The organism is uncultured Rhodococcus sp., assembly GCF_963525155.1.
Classification (GTDB): Bacteria; Actinomycetota; Actinomycetes; order Mycobacteriales; family Mycobacteriaceae; genus Rhodococcus_F; species Rhodococcus_F qingshengii.
In genome coordinates, this window is sequence record NZ_CAURKP010000006.1 from 16,868 (window position 1) to 40,271 (window position 23,404).

27 protein-coding genes are annotated in these 23,404 nt (G+C 61.8%); 14 read left to right on the top strand and 13 right to left on the bottom strand.

The genetic code is table 11. The features are described from left to right. Positions 1-187: 187 nt before the first annotated feature. Positions 188-664 carry a Zn-ribbon domain-containing OB-fold protein gene (locus tag RWT78_RS02545; protein ID WP_003943075.1) on the top strand — a complete coding sequence of 159 codons (477 nt, stop codon included), beginning with the start codon at positions 188-190 and terminating at the stop codon, positions 662-664. Next, on the top strand, positions 661-1,851 hold the full coding sequence (locus RWT78_RS02550; protein ID WP_314673612.1) for a lipid-transfer protein: 1,191 nt from the start codon (positions 661-663) through the stop codon (positions 1,849-1,851). The genes RWT78_RS02545 and RWT78_RS02550 overlap by 4 nt, the downstream gene beginning before the upstream one ends. Positions 1,852-1,881: 30 nt before the next feature. On the opposite strand, the gene RWT78_RS02555 is transcribed toward RWT78_RS02550, so the two are convergent. Continuing rightward, a complete protein-coding gene (locus RWT78_RS02555) occupies positions 1,882-2,688 on the bottom strand; it encodes an alpha/beta fold hydrolase (protein ID WP_007730412.1) in 807 nt (268 codons plus the stop codon). A 99-nt stretch (positions 2,689-2,787) separates the two neighbouring features. Here RWT78_RS02555 and RWT78_RS02560 point away from each other — a divergent pair, with 99 nt between their 5' ends. Then, positions 2,788-3,804, top strand: a complete 1,017-nt coding sequence (locus RWT78_RS02560) for a helix-turn-helix domain-containing protein (RefSeq protein ID WP_314673617.1) — start codon at positions 2,788-2,790, stop codon at positions 3,802-3,804. On the opposite strand, the gene RWT78_RS02565 is transcribed toward RWT78_RS02560, so the two are convergent. Genes RWT78_RS02565 through RWT78_RS02580 form a run of 4 tightly spaced genes read right to left on the bottom strand, consistent with a single transcriptional unit; the run spans position 3,789 to position 7,408 of the window. Then, positions 3,789-4,538: an ankyrin repeat domain-containing protein gene (locus tag RWT78_RS02565; RefSeq protein ID WP_314673619.1), complete on the bottom strand. Its 750-nt coding sequence runs from the start codon at positions 4,536-4,538 to the stop codon at positions 3,789-3,791. The genes RWT78_RS02560 and RWT78_RS02565 overlap by 16 nt on opposite strands. 38 nt (positions 4,539-4,576) lie before the next feature. Next, positions 4,577-5,512: an NAD(P)-dependent oxidoreductase gene (locus RWT78_RS02570; protein WP_314673621.1), complete on the bottom strand. Its 936-nt coding sequence runs from the start codon at positions 5,510-5,512 to the stop codon at positions 4,577-4,579. Continuing rightward, on the bottom strand, positions 5,509-6,576 hold the full coding sequence (locus tag RWT78_RS02575; RefSeq protein ID WP_003943107.1) for a dihydrodipicolinate reductase: 1,068 nt from the start codon (positions 6,574-6,576) through the stop codon (positions 5,509-5,511). Before RWT78_RS02575 ends, RWT78_RS02570 begins: the two co-directional genes overlap by 4 nt. Before the next feature lie 49 nt (positions 6,577-6,625). Then, positions 6,626-7,408, bottom strand: a complete 783-nt coding sequence (locus RWT78_RS02580; protein ID WP_003942911.1) for an SDR family oxidoreductase — start codon at positions 7,406-7,408, stop codon at positions 6,626-6,628. 88 nt (positions 7,409-7,496) lie between these two features. Between RWT78_RS02580 and RWT78_RS02585 the strand changes: the two genes are divergently transcribed. From RWT78_RS02585 to RWT78_RS02600, 4 genes are all read left to right on the top strand, one after another. Next, the gene (locus RWT78_RS02585; protein ID WP_314673626.1) at positions 7,497-8,126 is read left to right on the top strand and encodes a TetR/AcrR family transcriptional regulator; all 630 of its coding nucleotides are present in this window, start codon (positions 7,497-7,499) and stop codon (positions 8,124-8,126) included. A gap of 5 nt (positions 8,127-8,131) precedes the next feature. Next, positions 8,132-8,422 (top strand): hypothetical protein, encoded by a 291-nt coding sequence (locus RWT78_RS02590; protein ID WP_003943106.1) that lies wholly within the window; start codon positions 8,132-8,134, stop codon positions 8,420-8,422. A gap of 134 nt (positions 8,423-8,556) precedes the next feature. Next, positions 8,557-11,256 carry a LuxR C-terminal-related transcriptional regulator gene (locus RWT78_RS02595; RefSeq protein ID WP_314673629.1) on the top strand — a complete coding sequence of 900 codons (2,700 nt, stop codon included), beginning with the start codon at positions 8,557-8,559 and terminating at the stop codon, positions 11,254-11,256. A 14-nt stretch (positions 11,257-11,270) separates the two neighbouring features. Next, positions 11,271-12,092, top strand: a complete 822-nt coding sequence (locus RWT78_RS02600; RefSeq protein ID WP_003942972.1) for a hypothetical protein — start codon at positions 11,271-11,273, stop codon at positions 12,090-12,092. On the opposite strand, the gene RWT78_RS02605 is transcribed toward RWT78_RS02600, so the two are convergent. Genes RWT78_RS02605 through RWT78_RS02615 form a run of 3 tightly spaced genes read right to left on the bottom strand, consistent with a single transcriptional unit; the run spans position 12,084 to position 15,169 of the window. Further along, on the bottom strand, positions 12,084-13,784 hold the full coding sequence (locus tag RWT78_RS02605) for a SulP family inorganic anion transporter (RefSeq protein WP_003942854.1): 1,701 nt from the start codon (positions 13,782-13,784) through the stop codon (positions 12,084-12,086). The genes RWT78_RS02600 and RWT78_RS02605 overlap by 9 nt on opposite strands. Further along, entirely contained in the window at positions 13,781-14,494 is a 714-nt protein-coding gene (locus RWT78_RS02610; protein ID WP_003943110.1) for a GAP family protein, read from the bottom strand. The genes RWT78_RS02605 and RWT78_RS02610 overlap by 4 nt, the downstream gene beginning before the upstream one ends. A gap of 15 nt (positions 14,495-14,509) precedes the next feature. Beyond that, positions 14,510-15,169: a GAP family protein gene (locus tag RWT78_RS02615; RefSeq protein ID WP_003942903.1), complete on the bottom strand. Its 660-nt coding sequence runs from the start codon at positions 15,167-15,169 to the stop codon at positions 14,510-14,512. A gap of 258 nt (positions 15,170-15,427) precedes the next feature. Here RWT78_RS02615 and RWT78_RS02620 point away from each other — a divergent pair, with 258 nt between their 5' ends. Then, on the top strand, positions 15,428-15,640 hold the full coding sequence (locus RWT78_RS02620; RefSeq protein WP_003943015.1) for a hypothetical protein: 213 nt from the start codon (positions 15,428-15,430) through the stop codon (positions 15,638-15,640). A 95-nt stretch (positions 15,641-15,735) separates the two neighbouring features. On the opposite strand, the gene RWT78_RS02625 is transcribed toward RWT78_RS02620, so the two are convergent. Continuing rightward, the gene (locus RWT78_RS02625) at positions 15,736-16,152 is read right to left on the bottom strand and encodes a hypothetical protein (protein ID WP_003943077.1); all 417 of its coding nucleotides are present in this window, start codon (positions 16,150-16,152) and stop codon (positions 15,736-15,738) included. A gap of 145 nt (positions 16,153-16,297) precedes the next feature. Here RWT78_RS02625 and RWT78_RS02630 point away from each other — a divergent pair, with 145 nt between their 5' ends. Continuing rightward, on the top strand, positions 16,298-16,771 hold the full coding sequence (locus RWT78_RS02630; RefSeq protein ID WP_314673636.1) for an SRPBCC family protein: 474 nt from the start codon (positions 16,298-16,300) through the stop codon (positions 16,769-16,771). Positions 16,772-16,825: 54 nt separating this feature from the next. On the opposite strand, the gene RWT78_RS02635 is transcribed toward RWT78_RS02630, so the two are convergent. Both RWT78_RS02635 and RWT78_RS02640 read right to left on the bottom strand, forming a co-directional pair. After that, complete coding sequence (locus RWT78_RS02635; protein ID WP_314673639.1) at positions 16,826-17,497, bottom strand: cation transporter; 672 nt, start codon at positions 17,495-17,497, stop codon at positions 16,826-16,828. After that, on the bottom strand, positions 17,497-17,841 hold the full coding sequence (locus RWT78_RS02640) for a helix-turn-helix transcriptional regulator (RefSeq protein ID WP_007730375.1): 345 nt from the start codon (positions 17,839-17,841) through the stop codon (positions 17,497-17,499). The genes RWT78_RS02635 and RWT78_RS02640 overlap by 1 nt, the downstream gene beginning before the upstream one ends. 123 nt (positions 17,842-17,964) lie before the next feature. Here RWT78_RS02640 and RWT78_RS02645 point away from each other — a divergent pair, with 123 nt between their 5' ends. Next, positions 17,965-18,735: an acyl-[acyl-carrier-protein] thioesterase gene (locus tag RWT78_RS02645; RefSeq protein ID WP_003943026.1), complete on the top strand. Its 771-nt coding sequence runs from the start codon at positions 17,965-17,967 to the stop codon at positions 18,733-18,735. Here the strand turns inward: RWT78_RS02645 and RWT78_RS02650 are convergent. After that, positions 18,726-19,322 carry a CHAP domain-containing protein gene (locus RWT78_RS02650; RefSeq protein WP_314673645.1) on the bottom strand — a complete coding sequence of 199 codons (597 nt, stop codon included), beginning with the start codon at positions 19,320-19,322 and terminating at the stop codon, positions 18,726-18,728. The two genes, RWT78_RS02645 and RWT78_RS02650, sit on opposite strands and share 10 nt — an antisense overlap. 131 nt (positions 19,323-19,453) lie before the next feature. On the opposite strand from RWT78_RS02650, the gene RWT78_RS02655 reads away from it, so the two are divergent. From RWT78_RS02655 to RWT78_RS02670, 4 genes are all read left to right on the top strand, one after another. Further along, positions 19,454-19,969, top strand: coding sequence for a toxin-antitoxin system HicB family antitoxin (locus RWT78_RS02655; protein ID WP_003942892.1), 516 nt, complete (start codon positions 19,454-19,456; stop codon positions 19,967-19,969). Between the two features lie 65 nt (positions 19,970-20,034). Next, positions 20,035-20,910, top strand: a complete 876-nt coding sequence (locus tag RWT78_RS02660; RefSeq protein WP_314673647.1) for a DUF4097 family beta strand repeat-containing protein — start codon at positions 20,035-20,037, stop codon at positions 20,908-20,910. 14 nt (positions 20,911-20,924) lie between these two features. After that, positions 20,925-21,866, top strand: a complete 942-nt coding sequence (locus tag RWT78_RS02665; protein ID WP_003943148.1) for a daunorubicin resistance protein DrrA family ABC transporter ATP-binding protein — start codon at positions 20,925-20,927, stop codon at positions 21,864-21,866. Further along, positions 21,863-22,654, top strand: coding sequence for an ABC transporter permease (locus RWT78_RS02670; protein WP_314673650.1), 792 nt, complete (start codon positions 21,863-21,865; stop codon positions 22,652-22,654). Before RWT78_RS02665 ends, RWT78_RS02670 begins: the two co-directional genes overlap by 4 nt. Here RWT78_RS02670 and RWT78_RS02675 read toward each other — a convergent pair. Continuing rightward, positions 22,609-23,403: a 2-phosphosulfolactate phosphatase gene (locus tag RWT78_RS02675; protein WP_314673652.1), complete on the bottom strand. Its 795-nt coding sequence runs from the start codon at positions 23,401-23,403 to the stop codon at positions 22,609-22,611. The two genes, RWT78_RS02670 and RWT78_RS02675, sit on opposite strands and share 46 nt — an antisense overlap. Position 23,404: the final 1 nt, after the last annotated feature.

Consider the following 23,404-nt stretch of genomic DNA (forward strand, 5'->3'; position numbering starts at 1 on the left):
TTCACGCACACGGCCCCGCCTGCAGACTCGTCTGCCCGGCGGGGCCGTCTGCGTTCCGGCAACGTCCCACTCAGCGAAAATTTATGCCCGCCAGCGGCCGAAATCGTGTAATACTGCAACCTGTTCCAGTAAGCGGCACAGCGAGCCACGATCCCCGGATCAGGCTCGCCAACCAGATGAGGATTGCATGAGCGAGACTGCAACGCCGGCGCCGAACGGGAGTGTGACACCTGCAGTAGAGGGTTGGTTCACCACCGGCGACGAACCTGCTCTGATCGGCACGAAGTGCCAATCCTGCGGCACCATTTCCTTCCCTCGTGAGGCGACGTTCTGCAAGAACCCGAGCTGCTTCAGCGAGGAGTTCGACGACGTGGAACTCTCCCGCCGCGGCACTGTCTGGTCGTACACCGACGCGCAGTACCAGCCCCCGCCGCCGTACATCCCGCGCTCGGATCCGTACGAGCCTTTTGCTCTCGCAGCAGTCGAACTGCCCGAGGGCATCGTCATCCTCGGCCAGGTGGCCGACGGATTCGGCGTCGACGATCTCAAGGTCGGCAATACCGTCGAATTGGTTGTCGAGCCGCTGTACACCGACGAAACCGGAGTACGTACGACGTGGCGATGGAAGCCTGTCGCCGCAGCTGATCAGGAGTTGCAGTCATGAGCAAGGACGTCGCAGTACTCGGTGTCGGTATGCACCCCTGGGGCAAGTGGGGGCAGTCGTTCGTGAAATACGGCGTTGCGGCCGCTCGCGCCGCGCTCGCCGATTCGGGTGTGAATTGGCAGGATGTCGACTTCATCGTCGGCGGCGAGACCGTCCGCAACGGGTACGGCGGATACGTCGCCGGAGCCACCTTCGCCCAGGCACTCGGCTGGAACGGCGCTCGCGTCGCCACGTCGTACGCCGCGTGTGCTACGGGAGCCCAGGCACTCGACACCGCTCGCGCACGAATCCTGGCCGGCCTCAGCGAAGTTGCCCTGGTCGTCGGCGCCGACACCACGCCGAAGGGCTTCCTCGCTCCCGTCGCCGGTGAGCGTTGGGACGACCCGGACTGGCTGCGCTTCCGCCTCATGGGGATGACCAACCCGGCGTACTTCGCGCTCAACGCGCGTCGTCGCATCGACCTCTACGGCGCCACCGCGGAGGACTTCGCCAACGTGAAGGTCAAGAACGCCAAGCACGGGCTGGGCAATCCGAATGCGCGCTACCGCAAGGAAGTCACCGTCGAGAACGTGTTGGCCTCCCCCGTGGTGTCCAATCCCCTTCACCTGCTCGACATCTGCGCGACGTCCGACGGCGGCGCTGCCATCTTGCTGACGTCGATGGAATACGCCCGCAAGATGGGCATTGCGGAACCTGTTCGCATCAAGGCTATTTCGACGGTCACGCCGACGTTCCCCCAGACGATCATGGACATGCCGAACTTCTCCACCGATTCCAGCTCCGCCGTTCCCGCTCCGGAGCGCACGTTCAAGGAATCCATCGGCTACGCCGCATACGAAGAAGCCGGGATCTCTCCCGAAGACGTCGACGTCGCCGAAGTCTACGACCTCGCTACCTCCGTGGAACTGGACTGGATCGAAGACCTTGCCCTCTGCAAGCGGGGCGAGGCCGAGCACCTCCTGCGTGCGGGTGACACCAGTATCGGAGGCCGCATCCCGGTCAATCCGTCCGGTGGTCTCGCGTGCTTCGGCGAAGCCGTTCCCGCACAGGCACTTGCGCAGGTGTGCGAGCTCACTTGGCAGCTTCGTGGACAGGCCGAAGGCCGTCAGGTCGAAGGCGCCCGCATCGGTATCACCGCCAACCAAGGTCTGTTCGGACACGGCTCCTCGGTAATCGTTTCCGCCTGACCCTGTTCTACTTTCGTGGCGGTCGCACACTCACCCGTGAGCGGCCGCCACGATCACGTCTGCCACTGCCCCTGGCTGTGAGACCAGCGAGGCATGGGAGGTCGGGAGTTCGCTGGTGTTCGCGCCCATCCGGTTTGCCATGAACCGCTGCGCCGATGCGGGGATCACGCGATCCTCACCGGCAACCAGATACCAGCTCGGTGTGTTCGCCCACGACGGTGGCCCGCCGAGCTCGAGGTTCGCCCACAAAGCCGCAGACTTCTGATGCGCCAACATCGTTGCCGCTGTCTCGTCGGAAACATCCTGAGCGAAGACGGAATGGAAATACTCGTCCGTGACGTAGCCGTCGACGTTCTTCCCGCCGATCGCGTGAGGATCGTCGACGATCTTCAATCCCAGAGCCGGAGGAAGCAATTGGCTGCCAGGAAACCTGATGGGATCGATCGTGATCTGCACCGGCTCACCCTGAACCGGAGCAAACGCCGCGATGTACACCAACGACTGCACCTTCGGGTCGTGAACATTGGTGATCACCGCGCCGCCGTACGAGTGACCGACGAGCACGACAGGTCCGTCGATGTCCGCCACGGTCTTCTCGATCACGGACGCGTCGTAAGCGGGCCCGCGTAGAGGATTGTCCGGCGCCACGACGCGGTAGCCACGCGAGCGTAGGTCGGCGGCAACGCCGTCCCAACTGGTCGCGTCGGCAAAAGCGCCGTGGACGAGAACGACGGTTGGCTTGGGGCTCGCCACCGCAGCGCCGGAGCCGAAGATCACTCCAGCCGCGACTGTCATGAGTAACGCCAGAACTGCGGTGAATACACGTGAGATCTTCATGCGTTTCCTTCACTCTCGTCGAAAAGCGAGAAACTGCGGTAAGCCGGGACACGCCCGTTTCGATCCTAGAAATACCTGGTGCGACGGACGTGACTGTCCGTGCAGACTTTTGAGCTCACACTGCACAACTTCTGGTTGAGCGTCCGCATCGCGGGGTATCAGGGCTGCATGGCTTTGCTCCTGGATACTTCCGTGTTGGAGCCTGACCAACGCGCGGACGCCTTTGTCGACGCGATGGGTCGTGCCTCGGTTCCGTGCGCAATCCACTTGGAGAACCCGGAACGGGTGAGCGCGAGAATGAACGTGTGGAACCTCGGTGCAGCATCACTGTTCCGCTCCGAGTCGACCGGTATGCGGTTGACCCGAACACCACGTCACGTCCGGTCCGCGTCGATGCCCGTCCTTGCGATTGCCCTGCAGGAGAGCGGGATCGGCCATCTAGATCAGCACGACGAACAACGCAGAGTGCCCGCCGGTGAACTGTTGATGACGGACTTGACGTCGACCTACGATTTCTCCTGGACGGGAACGGGCGCTTCCCAATGCCTCTACGTTCCGATGGATCGGCTGGGACTGCCGATCGACACCGTGCGGGACGCAGCTACCCGGCCTCATCACAGCAATCTGTACCCCGTGATGATCGCGCACGTTCGTGAATTGTTCCGCATCGCCGCTCTGTTGGAGACCGATCCTGCCGCCGAACAATTGGGCGAGGCCTCGATCGAACTCGCACGTGCTTTGGTCACTTCGATCGCACATGCGAATCCTGACGCATCCGCTCCGAGATCGGCCCTTGCCATGACTTCGATCCGTCGATACATCCGTGAACACCTTCACGATCCGACACTGAATCCCGCACGAATTGCTCACGCCCACAACATCTCACTGCGACAGCTGTACAAGATCTGCTCGGACAACGGATTTCGGATCGAACAGTGGATCATCACCCAGCGCCTGCAGAAGGCTCGGGACGAACTGGCTCGACCCGCTACCGTCGATCTGCCGATCGCGACCGTTGCGCACCGGGCGGGGTTTGTCGACGCCGGACACTTCAGCCGACGCTTTCGACAGGCCTACGGGCTGAGCCCGACTCGTTGGCGTCAGCTCCGCGATTGAAGCAGCGCCACAACGTCCGACTGACCACGACTTTCGGCATTGTCCAACGCGGTCTTCCCCGATGCATCCCGGATCGAGGGATCTGCCCCCGCGTCGAGAAGCTGAGTGATCACGTCGATATAGCGTGCCGAACCATCGCCGTACACAACGGCTTCGAGTAGCGCCGTCCACCCGGGATCGTTGACGTGATTGACCGGAACCCCGGCAGCGATCAGCATCCGGACGCTCTCGACATGCGCGTGTTCACTCGCGGGAATCAGCGCCGTACCGCCGTAACGGTTCACGCTGTCGACGTCCGCGCCGTGGGCGAGCGTGAGCGCCAGAATCTCGTTCAAACCCTCGGCTCCGGAATACAGGAAGGCCGAATCCTGCATGGAATCCTTCGCGTTCACGTCTGCTCCGGCAAGAATCAACGTAGAAGCCGCGGCGACAGCGTCGTTCTTGGTGGCCTCGACGAGTGGAGTCCGTTCGCCCTCGCGGCGAGCTTCGATGTTCGCGCCCGAAGCCAGGGCCGCGGTGATCGCTGCCGGATCATTGCGGTCCACCGCATCGAAGAGTGCCCGTTCGGATTCCGGCGTCGATGGTGGTTTTACCTCTGCAGGCGGTGACGTCGCTGACGACGACGCGGTGGTCGGCGCCACCGAGGTGTCGGAAGAACTGCAACCCGCCAGGGCCCCGGTCACCGACGCTGCGATTATTCCGCCTGCGAGGACAGCTCTCGACATCCGCTTCATGGAACCAGTCTTCCACAGGCGACCGAATGGCCCGAGAATCACAGATAGGGCGACATCTTCAACATCGACCGTCTCACCACCGGTTTGATCGCCGGAATGATCCACCGTTTCCAGCCGAGCGTGGCTGCGATGTCGGCGGTGATGTCGTCGAAGCTACGGCTTTGATACCGCAACAACCGCTGGCTCTCTTCGGTATCCACCCAGTCGGTCACGTACTCCTTGCCGCTGAAGGCTCTCTCGGGCAACGGTTCCAACCCCATGGCGCGCAGCATCCTCGCCAGATAGTCGCGGTAGGTCACCTGACATGACTCACCACCACCGACAAACAGCACCCGGCCCCACACCTGCGGCGTCTCCAGTGCGTTGGCGAGAGCGACGGCCGCATCATCTGGGTGCAGCACCTCGATCCTGTTGTCCAAGCCGATCTCGAACATGATGGGATCGGCCCCACGTGCACCGATGATCGGAACGTCGGCGAACCGCGGGATGAACCACGTCAGACCGGACTCTCGCACTATGCGTTCGGCTTCGATCTTCTGGGCGGTGTAACCATCCGTCGCCTCGAGTGGATCATCCACTCTACGAGGCGGTTTCCGATGCATCGTTCGACCGTGAACATCGAATGTCGACGCAAAGAGAACTTTCGGTGGACCGCTCTGCGCCAGCGCTGCCGCGACAACGTTACGAGTTCCCTCGACATTGACCTTCGCCGCACCCGCAACGTCGAGTTCACTGGCAGGCGGAATGACTGCGGCCAAGTGAACTACGACATCTACCCCTGCCACCGCGGCCTCGACGGTCTGGTAGTCACGAATGTCGCCCCAGATCGTCTCGATCCCGTGAAAGGCGCTCGCCCGCTTGCGATCCTCGGGAGTTGCCAGCGCAAGACAACGAACGTCGTGACCCCTGCGCACGAGCTCCGTCAGAACGTGCGAACCGATGTTCCCGAAGGCTCCCGTCAAGAGCACCTTCATGATCGGATGGTGCCTCGCCCGGCGATGAGGGGAAGATCCAGCGCTGAAACGAGCCCGGCTTCGATGTCGTCGAGCATCGGAATGGCGTTGATCGCTCGCATTCCAGTCGCCAGGCAACCTCCGGTGATCGGATCACCGTCGAGCGCCCCACGGAACGCGGTCTCCTGCGTGATGTCCGGACTGCCTTTGATGATCACGCGGTAGACGTCGTTCTCCACGGAAGTTGCTCTAGGCCAGTGTGTTGCCGCGTCGTTGGTGATGCGGTTGACGTGCTCGATCACGATCTTCGCCTCATCTCCCACCCAACCGCGGATCTCGAATCGCACTGCGGCACATTGACCGGGTTCGATGACACCGAACGGATATGTGATCGGCTCGGTGGCCGCCCACTTCTCGTACACGGTGTCTATGCGGTCCAACTTGACTCCGACTGCGTCGGCGATCATCGGAATGGTGTGACCCCACGCGAAGATCAGCACCTCGGGAATTTCGAGTACCGCCGGCGTATCGACTGACACGCCGATTCCCATGGTGGAGCTGTAGTCGCCGGCGTAGTTCGCGTAGTCCAGCAGTTCCTGTACACGGACGCTGTCCACCCGGCCACAGACACCCATGAGCGTCATCGGGAAGAGATCGTTGGCAAATCCAGGATCGATCCCCGTGGTGAAGCACGACTTTCCGCTTTCACGACAAGCCTTTTCGAGGTCCTCCAGCATTTCTTTCGGGCACACCTGCGGGTAGACCAACGGCGTCATCGACGTCGACACGACGTGCTTGCCCGACAGCAGGGAGCGCGACATGTTCGCGATGTTCTCGACGGCGAATTCCGCAGTCGGACCGAAGTATGCAACCGCATCGGCATCGACGGCGAGTGCTGCCTCACTGTCGATCGTGGCGGCCAACCCCACCGGCTCGACTCCGATGAGTGTGCCTACGTCGGCGCCGTCCTTCTCCGGGTTGTGCACGATCACGCCGACCAGTTCGAATTCGGGATGATCGAGCAGTTCGCGGATGACCAACTTCCCCACGACGCCCGTTCCCCAGACGATGACCTTGTGTTTCATTGCAGTGCAGTCCTTTCCAGAGCAGAGTCAACAGATGGTGTATCGACGATCAGCGGAAGAACTCGCCGCCGTTGACGAACAGCGTCTGCCCGGTCAACATTCGCGCGCGATTGGACGCGAAGAAGACCACGGCATCCGCTACGTCGTCGTCTGCCGGGATTTCACCGAGCGGCATGTTCTTGCTGATCTCGGCGATGATGTCTTCCTCTGGGACCCGACGGTCGGCCGCCGCGAGGCCCACGTAGAGCTGTACCGGCGGTCCCCACATCCACGTGGGAACTACGGTGTTGACACGGATTCGATACTGTCCCAGTTCTTTTGCCAGCGACCACATCGCTGCGTACAGCGCACCCTTGGACGTCGCGTATGCCGATTGGGGCAACTGCGGATGAAACATGGCCTGCGACCCGATCATGACGACAGAGCCGCCGCGCTTCTTCAATTCCGGCAACGCCGCCTGCGTCAAAGTGAGAGTTCCGATGACGTTGACATCCAACATGGCCTTCCAGGCACTCAGATCAGCCCCTTCGAGCCCACCGAACACGTCCTCCTTGGCCGCGACGTTGACCAGCGCATCCACCCGGCCGAAACGTTCGGTGGCAGTGTCGATCAAGCGCGAGCACGACTCCGGATCGGCGATGTCCGTCACCGAATAGGCGACGTGCGCGCCGGTCGGATCGATCTCCTCGCAGACGGATTTCAGATTCTCTTCGGTTCTAGCGCCGAGTACTACGTTGGCCCCGTCACGGACTGCAGCCAAAGCGATTTCACGCCCCAAGCCGGTTCCGACGCCGGAAATTACCACGGTCGAATCTTCGAGCAATTCAGTCATGACGCGCACCTCCACAGGGCACCCGAGGGATAACGTAACGCCGTGTTACGAATATGGAGAAACGTAACACTGCGTTACGCTATTCACAATGGATTTCGAAGAAGTCACCCCGGACAGCGTCACCCCAGACGAGGACACCGAACGGCTACGCGGAAGGCCCCGCGATCCCGCCATCGGTGATTCAGCCCTGGCCGCGGCACGCGAGTTGCTTGCCGAGGTCGGCTGGGACAAGACGACGATGGTGGCGATCTCGGAGCGCGCAGGCGTCGGCAAGCCCGCCCTGTACCGTCGATGGCCGTCCAAGACTCACCTGGTTTTCGAAGCAGTCTTCGGCTGGGTCGACGAGTCTCCGCCGGTCGCAGACGCCACCGACCCCGACGAATGGGTACGGGCCTCGTGTAACTACACCCTGGAACTCTTTGCAAAACCCGAGGTGAAGGCCGCACTGCCCGGTCTGCTTTCCGCATTCGCAGAGCGCGGCGACCTGCCGTCGACATTGTGGTCGGAGTTCGGTGGCCCCGGCATCGCCATGCTCGCAGAGATGCTGAACCAGGGCGGTGGTGATGCCGACGCGATGCGGGACGCTCAGGCGACGATGCTGTTCATCGTCGGCGGCACGATGGTACTGAGAATGCTGATGCCCGAGGACGAATCCGCGCCCCTCGTCGAACGAATGCCGGACATACTTCTGCATGGCGTCACACCGAAGGAGCAGTAGAGCACATGAGCGCAGCAGAGCCGACCATCAGCCTCGACGACGATCGCGTGCGCGTCACGTCGTGGCGCTTTCCGAACGACGGCAGCGCCACCGGCCGCCATCGACATGAGTACGACTACATCGTCGTACCGATCACCGGCGGCCGATTCGTCGTGTCCGCTGCCGATGGTTCCACCCGCGAGATGACTCAAACTCCTGGTCAGCCATACCAAGGAACTGCCGGCACGGTACACGACGTCACCAACGTGTCAGGCGCGGAAGCTGTCTTCGTGGAGATCGAACTCAAAACTCGCTAAATCAGGGACTTTGGTCCGAATATTCGGCTTGGACGCTTATTTGGTGTCCGAATTGGGTAGTTTCACATCATCTAACTCGTTCAAAATTTCGATCCAACGGTCACGTCCAGTGCAGCCAGTCGAACAGGAGTCGGATGAGCAGCCCATTTCGTGATGCCGCTGCAGTAACGCTCGACGCGTCTCACCGCGTCGGGCAAGCCCACGTGCCAGGCGCCGCACTCAACGGTCGTTTTCACCCGCCAACTGCCGTGAAAGGACTGGTCGCGCGTCCGCGCCTGCACCACAAACTCACCGCATCCACTGCCACCAAAGGCTCAGGCCCCGGGCCAGTCGGGTTGCTCTCGGCTCCGGCCGGTGCGGGGAAGACCCTACTTCTGGCCGATTGGGCTCGCGAATATTCTCGAGCCTCCCCTGATGTTGCGCTGGCCTGGCTGACATTGGCCGAGCGCGACAACAACGTGTCGATACTGTGTGAATCCCTCGCCGAGGCGATCGCGACCTCCGGCGATGCGGCCGGCCAGAGGCTCCCCGTGCAGACCGGATCCAGGCCGCCCGTCGAGCAGTGGCTCGCGCACTTTGCGGAAACCCTCGAAACGCACGAGCGCCGAACAACGTTGATCCTCGACGACGTTCACACCCTCCACGATCCGATGTCGATCGGTCTCCTCGATCGGATACTCACACAGACCCCGGGCAACCTGTCGATTATCGTTGCCGCCCGCTACGAACCACCGCTCACGTGGCATCGTCTGGCTCTCGACGGCCGACTCACCCGCTTTGCATCCACCGATCTCGCTTTCGATCGCTCCGAGATCACCGCGATATTCGGCGAGTACGACATCACGCTGCGCGACGACGAACTCGCAATCGTCGAGAACTTCACCAAGGGGTGGGGCGCCGTCGTTCGCCTGACCGCCGCGTTTCTGGCCGGCCGCAGTGACATCGGCGATGCACTGGACGAGTTCACGCACACACCCCGCCCGATCGCCGACTTTCTCGTCGACGAGGTACTGACGTCCTTGCCCGAACATGTCACCTCGTTCATGTTGCGAACATCGGTGGTCGATTCTTTCTCCGCCCAACTGGCGGAAACTCTGACGGACTCGAACGCTCGATCCGAGATCGACTCGCTGATTCAGTTCAACTTCCCCGTGACCCGTACCGATTCCGCCGACCACACAACGTGGTTCAGCTATCACCCTCTCTTGCGCGAGCACCTTCGGGCAGAGTTCCGTCGCGTCGATCACGTCGAGAGAAACCGCGTACACCTGCGAGCAGCAACCTGGTTCGAAAGCAATCACTTCGAACTCGAGGCGCTCGAACTCGAGGTGTCGATCGGAGACCCATGCCGCATTCTCGCGTTTCTCGAACGCTGCGGGCTGGGCCTCGTACTCGACGGGCACTGCGGGGACGTCGTGCGAGTCCTGGAATCGGTGTCGACGCAGGTTTCGGAATCCCCGATCACCCGACTGGTGCTGGCGGCGGCGGCCCTCCATTCCGGTGACGTGACCTCGGCGACTACGTGCCTCGATCTTCTCGAGGCAACTCATCCACCGATTGCAGAAGATCCTTTGTTCCTGGCGATGAGCCTGGAAATCTCCTGCGTTACGGCGACTTCCGACAACGAGCCGCTGGCGGCACGTCTGGAGCGGCGTCAGAAAAGCACCCACTCCGACATCGAAGCCTACGCACACATGGAATTGGCGACGGCACACTTACTGCGACGTGAGTTCGACAGGGCGACTGTCGAATACACTCAAGCCGTCGCACTCGGGACAATACGGAGCAGGGCGCGATTCGTCTTGAAGTCGCTGACCGGACTCGGCTACGTAGCTTCTCTCAGCGGAGACATCGGGGCGATGAGGGCTCACTCCGTCTACGCTCTCGACTACGCAGTCGAACATCGCATCACGACGACTGCGGAGTACGAGTTGTCCGCGTCGGTGGCCGCCTTTGCCACATATCTCTGTGCTTCGAGCGAACTCCCGTACCGCATCCCGACAATCGGAAACTACCGGAGCACAGACGTTCTCGGCGCCAGCGCGCCGGTGTTCGGGTGGCACTCCGTCGTAACCTTCGGCCTTCACAGTCTCGACGGCTCGACCGACCGACGCTCGACCGCCGCCGATGTCCGCGACGCGATGCTCAGCGCGATCGAATTACGTACCTTCGCGTTCGCGACCTTGGCTCTTCTACCACCCGTCGTCCACGCATGCCTTTCCGTCGGCGAAGTGGAATGGGCAGCGAGACTCGTGCGTGACGCAGCCGATCAATTCGGAGAAACGTCGGAGATACATCTCGCGCGGGGTGCCGTCGCCTTCTCGTCCAACAAGTTCGCGGAAGCACTCGTCGAAGTTTCCGAAGCTCTCGGGTCCTCCGAAATCCCGTTGCTCGCACATCACGTCTACGCCTGGACACTCGAAGCCGGGATCCACGCTGCAACAGGTCACGAGCGCAAGTCGTTTCGCTCCCTCCACAAAGCGCTACGCGCCGCGGAAGCCGGTAGCCTGCTACGCCCCTTCCTCGACTACGGCGCATCCCTGCGGCCGGTGTTCGACGAGTTCAGTGGACATTTCGGCGATCAGGAAGCATTTGCCGAACAGGTACGTAGCCGCATTCGCCCACAAGAATTGGTGAGTGCACCGATCCTCACGCCAGGCGAATACACCGTGCTCCGTGAACTGGCTTCCGGAGACACCACCGAGTCCATTGCCGACACGCTGTTCCTTTCCGTCAACACCATCAAGACGCATCTTCGCGGGATCTATCGCAAGTTGGAAGTGAGCAACCGACGCGACGCGCTCAAGGCTGCGCGACGCGGCGGACTCATCTGAGCAAGACTGCTTCCATGCCCCCGAAGCTGTATTCCGATACGCGCGATCGATTGACCGTGTGGGCGAGACGTACACCCAGTCGACGGTTGGCGACTGATGCAACCATCGGGGTCTTCGAAGTCGGGCTCGTGGACAGCGCCATGACTTTGGCGGCCCAGGCCTTTACGTCATTGCTCCCGGTCATGATTGCAGCGTCGACCTTGGAGAAGCTGAAGCCGTTGGCTGATGCCGCCAAAGACGACCTCGGCGTCCAACTCCCCGACACCGTATTGACCAGTACCTCTACCGCGGCAGCGTTCGGGATTGTCGGCTTGCTCATGCTGCTGATCAGTTCCACGTCCTACGCTCGCGCTCTCGGCCGGATGTACGGACGGATCTGGAGCGTGCCGACGGCGACACTCCGTCAGGCGTGGCGGTGGTTCGCGGTAGTGTGCGTCGTGGCCGCGTCGGTGGTCGGTGCGGCCCTGTGCCGTGAACTGAATGGTGTTCCGGGAGTGGGCAGAGTCCTGGAATTCACAGCGGTCTACGTCGTGTGGGCACTCGTGTGGACAGCCGTGCCCATGCTGCTGACGGCCAATCGCATGACCACTCGAATGTGCGTCGGGTCAGGATTGCTCACCGCGACGGGCCTGACCGGACTGCACGTGGCCGGCACTCTTTTCCTCCCCCGAATGACAAAGACGTCGCAGGACGAGTTCGGTCTTCTGGGCGTGATGTTCACCGTCATCGGCTGGCTGTTCATCTTCTCGGCCATCGTGGTTGTCGCGTCGTCGATCGTCGGATCAGTGGCCAAAGATTCCGGTCCCCTGGGAATCTGGCTACGGACATCACGCTGAGGTGTTGTCTCGACCTGCAAGCGCTTGCGAGACGGTCGGATAGACGTCGACCTTCAGCGCGCCCTGGTCGGCACCGGACAGAACGTCGCGGAACTGCCCGATGTCGCGTGCCACTCGGAAGCTCACATTCCTGCGTGCCAACGAATCTCGAAGCTGAGCCAACATCTGCGCAGCGCTGACGTCGATGAACGGTGACGTCTCGGCGTCGAGAACGACCATGGTGGTGCCGGCGGTCACCAGACCGGTGATCTGATCACGCACGTGATCGGCATTGGCGAAGAACATCCCCGCTTCGACCCTGACCACTACGACGCCGTCGAGTGTCTTCAGATCAGGATGCCCACTGATGTCGACCCAGCGCGTGCCGTCCTTGGCCAGAGCAGCCACGTGCGGTTTGGAGACTCGATACAGGAGCAGCAACATCGAGACGGCGATTCCGATGATCAGACCGGGCAACGTGTCGAAGAGGAGAACCCCGAACATCGCCGCGATCGCCGCGGCGAAATCGGCCCGGGCAGCGTGCCCGTAGATACTGCCCAACCTCTTCGTCCACACCCGGTACAGCGCTGCGAGAGAGGAGAAATCGACCAGTTCGATCACTGCTGCGATGACCACAGCCGAGAGCGTCGCCTCTGGCAACTTCTCGAACAGGCCAGTGAGAAACAGCAGTGTCACCAGCGTCAGTGCCGCGACCACCAGTCCGCTGACCTGAGATTTGGCGCCCGCTCCTCCGTTGACGGCGGTCTTCGACAGGCTGCCGTTGACCACCATTCCCGAGCAGAGACCCGATCCGAGATTGGCCGCACCCAGTCCTGCCAGTTCACGATTGGCGTCGATGGTGTAGCCGGCCTTGGCCGCGTATGTCTTTGCAGCGCCAAGACCTTCGGCGAAACCGATGAGCAGAACGCCGACCGCCGGTCCGACCAGGTCGAGGTAGTCCTCAGCTCCCACACCGTTCGGCAGGCCCATCGACGGCAGGCCCGAGTCGATGTGTCCGACAATGTCGATGCCACGATCGTCGAGGCCGAACAACGCTACTGCGGTAATGCCCAGCAGCACGACGAGGAGCGAACCCGGTACGAGCGGAAGCCATCGCTTGACGCCCAGGACCATTGCCAGGCTGAGCAATCCGATGATCACGGTCGGTAGGTCGACCTCACCCAGTTCCTTCACCACTGTCCACGTCTGGACGAAGAAGTTTCCCTCACCCTTGTCAACGCCCAGGAGTTTGGGTACTTGACCGATGATGATCGTGAGCGCCAGACCGACGATGAATCCCTTGAGAACCGGCTCGGAGATGAAGGACGCGATGAATCCGAGGCGCATGAAACCTGCGAGCAATCCGACGAGCCCGGTCACGATCGCCAATGCCGCCGACAGCGCGATGAATCGGCCGTCGTTTCCTGAAGCCAATGGCGCGATCATCGCCGCGGACAACGCTGCGGTCGCCGACATCGGCCCGACGATCAGATGGCGCGAACTGCCGGCTGCTGCGTACAGAATCAATGACGGAACCGCAGCATAAAGCCCGACCACCGGCGGAACTCCGGCGATGGTGGCGTACGCGAGCGCTTCCGGAACAAGGACAGCCCACACCGTAAGGCCCGCAATGATGTCGGGGCGAAGCCAAGCACGTTGATAGTCGGACAACGATCCGAAGACCCACCAGGTCCGCGTGTGCGGAGCACTCATAGTCCTTGCACCCCTTTACTGATCTGCATCGCCGCGATCAGGACGAGGAGCCCGACGTTCAGCAAGTGCGTGTTGGTGGCTATCCAGGTGCGGATCTTCAGCAGCGGTTCGGTTGCCTCGTCCTTCTTGATCAGCAGGAGGGCAACAGGTACCGCGACCGAGGTCACGGACACCAGCGAGAAGATCACGGCCGAGACGATCTGCGACGTCGGTGCCACGGTGCTGAGACGAAGGTTCATCGCTGCTGCGATGGCACACGACATGTCGATGGGGTTGAGAACGAACAGCGCGAAACCGAGCACACCGGATCGCGTTGGTTGGAAGTGCTCAACCGATTGCAGCATCTTCGGTAGCTGAGGGGCCGCAGCCACAACGTCGCCAGGGGCAACTGCAGCCGCCATCGCCTGAACCCCGCGACGACTGCGTGAGTAGACGAACCAGGCACCCGCCAGCAGAGTTGCCCCGAGAACGAGATGGATGATGGGCACCCACAGCGGAGGGTGTGTGCGCTGATGAACCTGGAGTGCGGTCAAGATGACGTACGAACCGGCCAGCGCGACAACTATTCCGAGATACCACCCGATCAGGTACGCAATGCTGTTGATACGCGCTCGTTCGGAAAAGAGTACGGCCACAACGGCGACAACCGCCAGCGGGCTCATGATGATCCCGAGCGCCAGCGGGATCTGTTGCAGTAGCAGCGATCCCATAACTACCTCCAGTTGTCAGAGACCGCCGATGCCCTTGCCGATGAGAACAACACCGATAACCAGGATCAACACACTCATCACCGTGGCGTTGTTGTCCTGCAACCACACCTTCAGCTTGGCCAGCGGACCACGCAGTCGCTCCGCGGCAACGAGGTAGCCGATCACGGGCACGCACACTGTGCAGGCCGCGATGATCGTGAAAACCAGAATGGCGACAACAACTTCTCCGGAGCCCAATGACGCGGATCCGATCGAGATTCCGGCCGCGATACACATCATCAGATTCTTCGGATTGATCGCAGCCAGAGCGAAGCCCAAGCCGAGGCCTTTGACAGCGGTCATGTCATCGATGGCGTGCATCCACTTCGGGGTTTCGTGCTCGCCTCCGCGTCCGCGCCATTGCTTGACTCCGAACGCAAGAAGCAATACACCCAACGCCAGCTTGATCCACGACACTGTCGCTGACGGATCACCTTCGGAGTCACCGAGCTTGCTGGACAGAAGCACGAAGATCACGGTGGCGACGACGATTCCCAGTATCCAGCCCAGCGCGAACCCGACGCTCGTGCTGCCGGCACGCTTGGACAACAACATCAAGATTGCCGCAATGATCGGGATCGGCGATACCGCAACGCCGACCGCGAGGGGTAACAGATCCCCGATGACAGATCCCATGCCGACCTCTTCTCTCTCCCGGTCGACACTAGGGGTGGCGACTCTGCGGAGCCTCACACAAAAGGGATGAACGGACCCGCGACGACATTCACCCGTAGGGGATGACGCCCCGAGCGCGTACGCGAGTAAGACTGGATCCCACGGATGCGGAGTCCTGGATCGGGCAGCGACGCCGATTGCACTTGACGACATGCGATTTCGAGGCTCGGAGCGGCGCCTTCTCGAACCTCATGGCCCTACGAAATGGAGCGGATACTGATGAATGCTCCCACTCGGTATCAATTCCTCATCGACGGCGAAGTGTCGGACCGCGTCAAGGCCGCATTTCCTGAACTCAGTGTCGCCAGTGCGGCCGGCGGGTTCACCAGTTTGTACGGACCCGTCGCGGACCACACGGCTATGCGGAGCATCATGGCCCGTCTCGATTCCCTCGGCCTGACCGTCGCCGAAATGCGTCGACTACCAGACTGATCCGAGCCACACCCTGTCGAAATGTCCCACGCACGAGCGATGGTCCCGACCGAGTCGACTCGGTCGGGACCAACTGCTCTCGGGTTGTTCGGTGCCTAGACTCTGTCCCTGTCCCAGGTCGCGACCGCCCAGATCACAACGACATCGAGCGCGATGACCAGGATCGACCACAGTGGGTAATACGGCATCCACAAGAAGTTGGCGATGATCGAGAGCGACGCAATGACGATTGCCGCCGCCCTGGCCCACACTGCACCGGTGAAGAGGCCGAGGGCCACCACGATCCCGATGATGCCCAAGATGATGTGGATCCAACCCCACGTCGTGATGTCGAACTTGTACGTGTAGTTGATACCCACGACAAACAGATTGTTGTCGGCAACGGCCGCGATGCCCTGAAGCAGAGCGACAATGCCTGCGGTGAGCAGCAGAATTGCTGCTGCAAACGTCGTACCTACCGCGAAACCCTGCCGGACAGGGTGATTCGCGGGTTCCCGCGGTGGAGCAGTCATCAGCGTTCCTTTCGACAGAATGCACTTCCCTTACTCAGTCTCGAGGGGCTGGAAGGCGAAAACATCACCCGTCGCGGATGAACCGCAGGTCACCGACCCGTACCCGCTTGCCGGGATCGCAAACCAATGTTGGCAGACTGGCACTGTGCAACACACCGTAGTCGTGATCACCGATATCTATGCTCCACCGGCGGTGATCTTCGATCTCGAACTCGACATGGACGAACACTCGGCCTCGCTCCGCGCAACAGATGAGGTGGCAGTCACGAGTACGGGTAGATCGAAGCTGGGAGAGGGCGACGAGGTGTCGTTCACTGCTCGGCATCTCGGGTGGAGATTCTCGATGACAAGCCGGATCACGCAGTACAACCGTCCGTACTCGTTCACAGACGAGCAGGTCCGCGGCCCGTTTGCCGCAATGCGGCACGAGCACGTCTTCGACGTTCAGCCGGATGGGTGGACGCGGATGCATGACCGCTTCACGGTTACGGCTCCCTTCGGAGTGCTCGGACACCTGGCACTGAGGTTGGCTGTCGGCCCGTATCTGCGGCGCCTTCTCGAGCAACGCGCCGCGCACATCAAGGGCCGCGCAGAAGTCGGCACGCCTTTCATCGAGTGAACACCCGCTCTGACGCACCGCAGCGAGTGCTCACTCGACAACACCTGTGTTCACTCAGCAGCAGTCGCACTCGTCACCGCTCTCGGGCACAGCCACAACCGGGCAGCACGGATCACCCTTCCACGCGTTGATGCCTTCCTTCACGGCGATGACGGCGATCACCAGTGCCGCAATCGGGTCCGCCCACGACCAGCCGAGCACCGAGTTGAGCAGCAAACCGACCAGCAAGACCGCAGAAAGGTAGGTACAGAGGAGCGTCTGCTTCGAATCCGCGACCGCCGACAGCGAACCCAACTCCCGACCTGCTCGGCGTTGCGCATAGGACAGAGCCGGCATGATCGCCAAACTCACTGCAGCCAATACTATTCCGACACTCGTGTGCCGAGCTTCACCCAGACCGAACAGCGACCGAATCGCGTCGAACGAGACGTACGCAGCGAGCCCGAAGAACGAGAATGCGATCACTCGCAGTGCCGTCTTCTCACGGCTCGTCGGATCCGGCGCCGAGAACTGCCAGGCAACCGCTGCCGCCGAGGACACTTCGATCACCGAATCGAGGCCGAAACCGAACAGTGCTGCGGACGACACCCGTGTGCCCTCCGCCAGCGCGATGATCGCTTCGACGACGTTGTAGCTGATCGTGATCGCCACGAAGATGCGAATTCTTCTCGACAAGAGCGCACGCCGGTCAGTCGAGAGCCCGACACCGTCAACGGGCGCAACCATCAGCAGCACCCCTCTGATTCGCTGTCCGGGCAGTACGACGGATCCACCGCGAGTACGACCCCGAGCAGGTCGTCGAGGGCCCGACCGATATGTACATCGGCGAGTTCGTATCTGGTCCGGCGCCCTTCCGGGACGGCCACCACCAAGCCACAACCGCGCAGGCACGCCAGATGGTTGGACAGCTTCTGCCTGGTCACAGCCAGTGTTTCAGCGAGGTCGGACGGATACCGCGGGGCGGTCTTCAGTTCGAGCAGTATCCGGGTCCGAGTCTCGTCGGACAGTGCATGCCCGAACCTCGCAAGCACCGCCACGTTGGTCACCACATCCACGCCCTCGATATCCATACGTGCGACAGTACATCGAAAACTGGATTCAGAAAACGATGAACTCCGATGGTTCAAGATCCCACCATCGGGTAACGCAAGCGTGAAGCCACCAACCAGGCGAACACCGGGAGCCCACATCCGATGAACCGTACAAAAGTCGACGACCACGTAGCGATGGCCGAACTACCGACAACCGGAAGCATCTTCCAGGCCTCGTGGCCGGTGCGTACGGGTGACATCCACACCGACAAACAACTGCGCCTCGACGCGATCGCGCGCTACCTCCAAGACGCGGGCTTCGACAATCTCGTCGACCGCGGCGCCATGGATACACACCCGCTGTGGATGGTACGAAGAACGGTGATCGATGTACTCGAACCGGTCGTCTGGCCGGATCGAGTTCACCTGCAGCGCTGGTGTTCAGGCCTGTCGAACAAGTGGTGTTCGATGCGAGTTCGCATCAGATCCGATGGCGGCGGGTTGATCGAAACCGAGGCGTTCTGGATCAACATCGACCCGAAGACGGGAATGCCGGCATCCATCAGTGAGAAGTTCACCGCTGCCCTGGCATCGACGGCCGTGGACCAGCATCTTCACTGGCGTCGGTGGATCGACCCGACCCCGGACACGACGCCGTCAGCGGATACGCCGTTCCCGTTGCGCTCGAGCGATTTCGACCCCTTCGATCACGTGAACAACGCAATCTACTGGCAGCCCGTGGAAGATGCACTGCCCGACAGATTACGAAGCGGGCCCTTTCGCGCGATCCTCGAGTACACCCAGCCCATCAAGAGAGGTGAGCAGGTGAGCGTGCGAACCGGCACGAACACGCTGCACATCGACGCAGGCGACGAGGCACGTGCGTCGGCGCGGTGGTTCGCCTTGTCTCCGAAGAGCAACGATCAGGGGTGAAGTTTTCCGAATCCCACGACGGCAGAGTCGGATTGCCAGTCCAGATCATGAACCCGCACCTTGCCGAACTCGTTGCCGCCAACCGTGATCGCAGAGTTGCCGTCCACTGCCACAACGATGTTGGTGTGCTGACCGACCCATCTCGAACTGTCGTAGATCACCACATCACCCACATTCGGGGTGTACCCGCTGCCGTTCTCGGCGTACGCGCCGATCCCTTGGTAATACTCCTGCAAGGTGTACACCCCCGGGATGCGCCAACTTCCGGAGTTCGGGTTGGACAACGGTCGACCCGCTTCCCTCATGATCCAGCTGACGAAGTCGGCGCACCACTCTTCGTCGATGCCGTCGGAATAGAAGGTGCCCGGACGGTCCTGCTCATGCTCGGATTGCAGTAGCTCGAGCACCCGACCTTGATCAGACGTGAGCGCACTCGCGTCCACCGCCGGGAACTCAGCCGTGTCCCAGGGCAGGTACCGCGATGGTGCGCCCGCGACGACCACCACCCCAACCACGATCACGACGCCGAGCACCCCGGCAATCCAGAGCACGATGCGGCGTCGGCGGTTCGATTCGGCAGGACTCACCCTTACGAGTGTGCCAGCCTGCCGCGAACCGAATCGCCAGCCACCCCGATGACCTGGCAATTCTCACCAAATTCACACGAATGTGCCACCAAACTATTGCGGTGGCACCAAAGTGGTGCCATAGTGATGCCATGGACTTGACACCGTACGTAGACAACCTTCGCCACGAACTCGCGGTGGCGGCCGAAGCAGGCGGAGAAGACGCAAAGGCACTCGCCGATCGTTTGACCGCACCGCTGGAATCAGCAGTGCGACTCACCCTTCTCGACGCATTGTCTGCGGCAGCCGCCGAGATCACGCGTGACCTCGCCCCGGGTTCGGTGGACCTGCGCCTGCGGGGTCGCGAACCCGAATTCGTGGTGGCACCAGCCATCAGTGAACCGGCTCCGGCCCTCGTCGAAGAGGAACCGACTCCGGCACCGCGCCCCGTCACGGAGTCCGACGACGCCTCGATGACTCGAATCAACCTGCGGCTGGGGCAAGACCTCAAAGACCGGATCGAGGCGGCGGCCCGGGAAGCCGGGATCTCCGTCAACGCGTGGCTGGTTCGCTCGGCTGCAACGGCTCTGGAAGGCGGCGCGAACAGAAGCACTCCGAGACAGCGCACGTCCCAAGGTTCCGAAAGCTTCAGCGGCTGGGTGCACTGACACCGGCTTCATCTTTCGCACCACCCTCTTTCATCAACCGAGACAACCTCATCGGGAGTATCACCATGCCTACATTCAGCACACCTGACCCCATCACCTTGAACTTCGACGTGGCAGTCGCACACATCCGGATCACGGCGAGCAACCGCAACGACACTGTCGTGGAAGTGTTGCCCAGCAACTCGTCTCGCGAGGTCGACGTTCGAGTCGCCGAACAAACGCGCGTCGAATTCGCAGGTGGCCGGCTGCAGATCAAGACTCCGAAACAGCGCGGCCTCGGCATCTTCGGGAAGACAGGATCTGTGGACATCTCCGTTCAGCTTCCCTCCGGCTCGGAACTCGAAGGCACTGCTGCAGTTGCCAGCCTCCGTAGCGAAGGCACTCTCGGACGATCACGGGTGAAGGTTTCCGCGGGCGATTGCACACTGGAAACCACCGGGCCGCTCAACGTCAGCACCGGGGCCGGCGCGATCATCGTCGAGCACGTGGCCGGTGACATCGACACGAGCACCGGGTCCGGAAGCATCCGCATCGGCCGCGTCGACGGCAACGCGGAGGTCAAGAACTCCAACGGCGACATCAACATCGGCACGATCACCGGCGCACTGAAGGCGAAGACCGCCAACGGCAGTGTCGCCGTGGAGCACGCCGAATCCGATGCGAGCGCCGCAACCGCCAACGGCGACATCCGCTTCGAGGCCATCGAGAGTGGAGTCGTATCCGCAAAGACGGCCGCCGGACGAATCCATATCGGTGTTCGATCCGGAACCGCCGCGCGACTCGACGCTCACACGTCCTTCGGTCGCGTCGACAACCAGATGAATGCCACGCACGGACCGGCTTCGACCGAACGCCGGGTAGACGTCCGGGCGCACACCAGCTACGGCGACATCGTCATTCGACGTTCGGAGCCCCGAGAAGAATCCAACAAGAAGATCTAGCGAAAGGAACGCTGATGTCCCGTAAACCAGCCATCACCGCGACGGGCCTGAAGAAGGCCTACGACGACAAGACGGTACTGGACGGAATCGACATCTCCGTCGACCGCGGAACCGTCTTTGCGCTCCTCGGCCCCAACGGCGCCGGCAAGACCACCATCGTGGAAATTCTCTCGACCCTCGTTCCGGCAGACGGCGGCAACATCCGCATCGCCGGGTGCAACCCTTCCGACGATCCCGACGCGGTGCGTTCGCGCATCGGCGTCACCGGGCAGTTCTCAGCGGTCGACGACTATCTGTCCGGTGAGGAAAACCTTCTCCTCATGGCCGACCTGCACCATCTCGGCAAGGACGAACGTCGAACGCGCACTGAAGAACTCCTGAAGAAGTTCGATCTGATCGACTCCGCGGACAAGCTGGCGTCGACCTACTCGGGCGGCATGCGTCGACGGCTCGACCTGGCAATGACGTTGATCGGACGACCGGAGATCATCTTCCTGGACGAGCCCACCACCGGCCTCGACCCCCGGAGCCGACGCACCATGTGGCAGATCATCCGGGAGTTGGTCGAGGGCGGTGTCACCATCTTCCTCACGACCCAGTACCTCGAGGAAGCTGATCAACTGGCCGACCACATCGCCGTCCTCGATCAGGGACGGATCGTCGCCCAAGGTACGGCAGCGGAACTCAAACGGCACATCCCCGGCGGCCACATTCGTCTTCACTTCTTCGACCGAGATCAGCTCGATTCTGCTGCTGCTGTTTTCGACGAATCTTCACGTGACGATGCCGCCTATGTCCTCCAGGTCCCCAGCGACGGGGGTGTCCGCTCGCTGCGCTCTCTTCTCGACCAACTCGACGCTCACTCGATCGACGTCAAGGAACTCTCCGTGCACACACCCGATCTGGACGACGTGTTCCTGACTCTGACCGCCACCGAAAGGACCGACGCGCGATGACCACCATGACGCTTGCCTATCAGGACTCGAAAACCATGCTGCGTCGCAGCATTCGACACATCCTTCGATATCCGTCGATGACGGTGATGCTCGTCGGAATGCCAGTCGTTTTCCTACTGCTGTTCGTCTACGTGCTCGGCGGAACGCTCGGGAACGGCCTCGGCCCAGGCGGTGGCGGCCGAGCCGAGTACGTCAATTACGTTGCACCGGCGATTATTCTGATGACTGTGGCATCAGCGGCACAAGGTACTGCCATCTCCGTCGCAACCGATATGACCGCGGGGATCATTGCACGATTCCGCACGATGGCGATCACGCGCACGTCCGTCCTGACCGGTCACGTTCTCGGCAGTCTCCTTCAGACGATCGTGAGCCTCGTTGTAGTCATCGCCGTGGCGATAGCCGTCGGCTTCCGGCCCACTGCAGGCTTCGTGGAGTGGGTCGCCGCGTTTGCTCTCCTCGTCCTGGTCTCCATCGCGATGATCTGGTTGTCCGTTGCCTTCGGCCTCGTCAGCAAGAGCGTCGAGACGGCCAGTAATCTTCCAATGGTGTTGATCCTCTTACCTTTCCTGGGAAGCGGATTTGTCCCCACCGACTCGATGCCGACCGTGTTGCGATGGTTTGCCGAGCATCAGCCGTTCACTCCGATCATCGAGACTCTTCGAGGACTTCTTCTCGGCGAAGCTATCGGGAACAACGCGATACTCGCGATCGGATGGTGCGTCGCCATCACCTTCCTCTCCTACCTCTGGGCGCGGAGTTTGTTCAACCGACGCCCGGTGCGCTGACCTCGAAACACACGTTCTTCGAGAACGGGTACGGTGTCGCTGTCGTCGAGTTCCGAGGCGATGGCGACGTCGTGTGGAAACCCCATGGCGATCAACTCACGTCCTGAGGCACAGTCCCGCAGGCGGTCCTCGTACGAATCCGCCACCGCCGCCCACGCATCCGCCGCCATCCGAGCCTCGGGCGATACGTGGCCGTCCCAACCAGTCGCGGTCAACGCCGTGACAACCGCACCGGCACCCCACAGATCCTCCACCGCCGGGCGCAACTCTCCACCGGGCCACTTCTCCCCGGATGCGACTATCGCAACCCGCGATCCCGGACCATGTTCGTGCACAATCCAATCCGCGACGGCATAAGCGTTCCTCAATGAAGCGCCGACACACACCGCAACCTCGGACGCCAACGCAAACGCGATAGTCGACCCGTTCGGAGACGGCAGCACCAGCCGACTTGGCGCCTCGGTCTCGCGAATCGTCTTGGGAGACAGACTGATCTGACCCTCCGCGGCTACGCTCCGCCTCACCGCCAGGACCGCATCGGCATCACGCGCGTAATCGACCGCGCGCTCGTCGTTCCAGGAAAAGGGAAGTACGTCGATTCCCGCGTCGGCGGCAACGCTCAGCGTCGTCGTGAACGAGAGAACGTCTACCACCACTGCCACATCGACGCCGGCAGCAATCGCTTCGGCGCCGCGCAACCCCCAGTCGAATCGAAGTCCGTAATCGAGTTGGCGATGCTCCGGATTCATC

Excerpts from the sequence above, each read along its gene's own strand:
- RWT78_RS02600 (WP_003942972.1), top strand. The coding sequence starts at position 11,271 with ATGCCCCCGAAGCTGTATTCCGATACGCGCGATCGATTGACCGTGTGG.
- RWT78_RS02585 (WP_314673626.1), top strand. The coding sequence starts at position 7,497 with ATGGATTTCGAAGAAGTCACCCCGGACAGCGTCACCCCAGACGAGGAC.
- RWT78_RS02615 (WP_003942903.1), bottom strand. The coding sequence starts at position 15,169 with ATGGGATCTGTCATCGGGGATCTGTTACCCCTCGCGGTCGGCGTTGCG.
- RWT78_RS02620 (WP_003943015.1), top strand. The coding sequence starts at position 15,428 with ATGAATGCTCCCACTCGGTATCAATTCCTCATCGACGGCGAAGTGTCG.
- RWT78_RS02635 (WP_314673639.1), bottom strand. The coding sequence starts at position 17,497 with ATGGTTGCGCCCGTTGACGGTGTCGGGCTCTCGACTGACCGGCGTGCG.
- RWT78_RS02570 (WP_314673621.1), bottom strand. The coding sequence starts at position 5,512 with ATGAAGGTGCTCTTGACGGGAGCCTTCGGGAACATCGGTTCGCACGTT.
- RWT78_RS02645 (WP_003943026.1), top strand. The coding sequence starts at position 17,965 with ATGAACCGTACAAAAGTCGACGACCACGTAGCGATGGCCGAACTACCG.
- RWT78_RS02665 (WP_003943148.1), top strand. The coding sequence starts at position 20,925 with ATGTCCCGTAAACCAGCCATCACCGCGACGGGCCTGAAGAAGGCCTAC.
- RWT78_RS02605 (WP_003942854.1), bottom strand. The coding sequence starts at position 13,784 with ATGAGTGCTCCGCACACGCGGACCTGGTGGGTCTTCGGATCGTTGTCC.
- RWT78_RS02670 (WP_314673650.1), top strand. The coding sequence starts at position 21,863 with ATGACCACCATGACGCTTGCCTATCAGGACTCGAAAACCATGCTGCGT.
- RWT78_RS02575 (WP_003943107.1), bottom strand. The coding sequence starts at position 6,576 with ATGAAACACAAGGTCATCGTCTGGGGAACGGGCGTCGTGGGGAAGTTG.
- RWT78_RS02590 (WP_003943106.1), top strand. The coding sequence starts at position 8,132 with ATGAGCGCAGCAGAGCCGACCATCAGCCTCGACGACGATCGCGTGCGC.
- RWT78_RS02640 (WP_007730375.1), bottom strand. The coding sequence starts at position 17,841 with ATGGATATCGAGGGCGTGGATGTGGTGACCAACGTGGCGGTGCTTGCG.
- RWT78_RS02550 (WP_314673612.1), top strand. The coding sequence starts at position 661 with ATGAGCAAGGACGTCGCAGTACTCGGTGTCGGTATGCACCCCTGGGGC.
- RWT78_RS02625 (WP_003943077.1), bottom strand. The coding sequence starts at position 16,152 with ATGACTGCTCCACCGCGGGAACCCGCGAATCACCCTGTCCGGCAGGGT.
- RWT78_RS02565 (WP_314673619.1), bottom strand. The coding sequence starts at position 4,538 with ATGAAGCGGATGTCGAGAGCTGTCCTCGCAGGCGGAATAATCGCAGCG.
- RWT78_RS02580 (WP_003942911.1), bottom strand. The coding sequence starts at position 7,408 with ATGACTGAATTGCTCGAAGATTCGACCGTGGTAATTTCCGGCGTCGGA.
- RWT78_RS02610 (WP_003943110.1), bottom strand. The coding sequence starts at position 14,494 with ATGGGATCGCTGCTACTGCAACAGATCCCGCTGGCGCTCGGGATCATC.
- RWT78_RS02545 (WP_003943075.1), top strand. The coding sequence starts at position 188 with ATGAGCGAGACTGCAACGCCGGCGCCGAACGGGAGTGTGACACCTGCA.
- RWT78_RS02555 (WP_007730412.1), bottom strand. The coding sequence starts at position 2,688 with ATGAAGATCTCACGTGTATTCACCGCAGTTCTGGCGTTACTCATGACA.
- RWT78_RS02595 (WP_314673629.1), top strand. The coding sequence starts at position 8,557 with ATGAGCAGCCCATTTCGTGATGCCGCTGCAGTAACGCTCGACGCGTCT.
- RWT78_RS02660 (WP_314673647.1), top strand. The coding sequence starts at position 20,035 with ATGCCTACATTCAGCACACCTGACCCCATCACCTTGAACTTCGACGTG.
- RWT78_RS02675 (WP_314673652.1), bottom strand. The coding sequence starts at position 23,403 with ATGAATCCGGAGCATCGCCAACTCGATTACGGACTTCGATTCGACTGG.
- RWT78_RS02655 (WP_003942892.1), top strand. The coding sequence starts at position 19,454 with ATGGACTTGACACCGTACGTAGACAACCTTCGCCACGAACTCGCGGTG.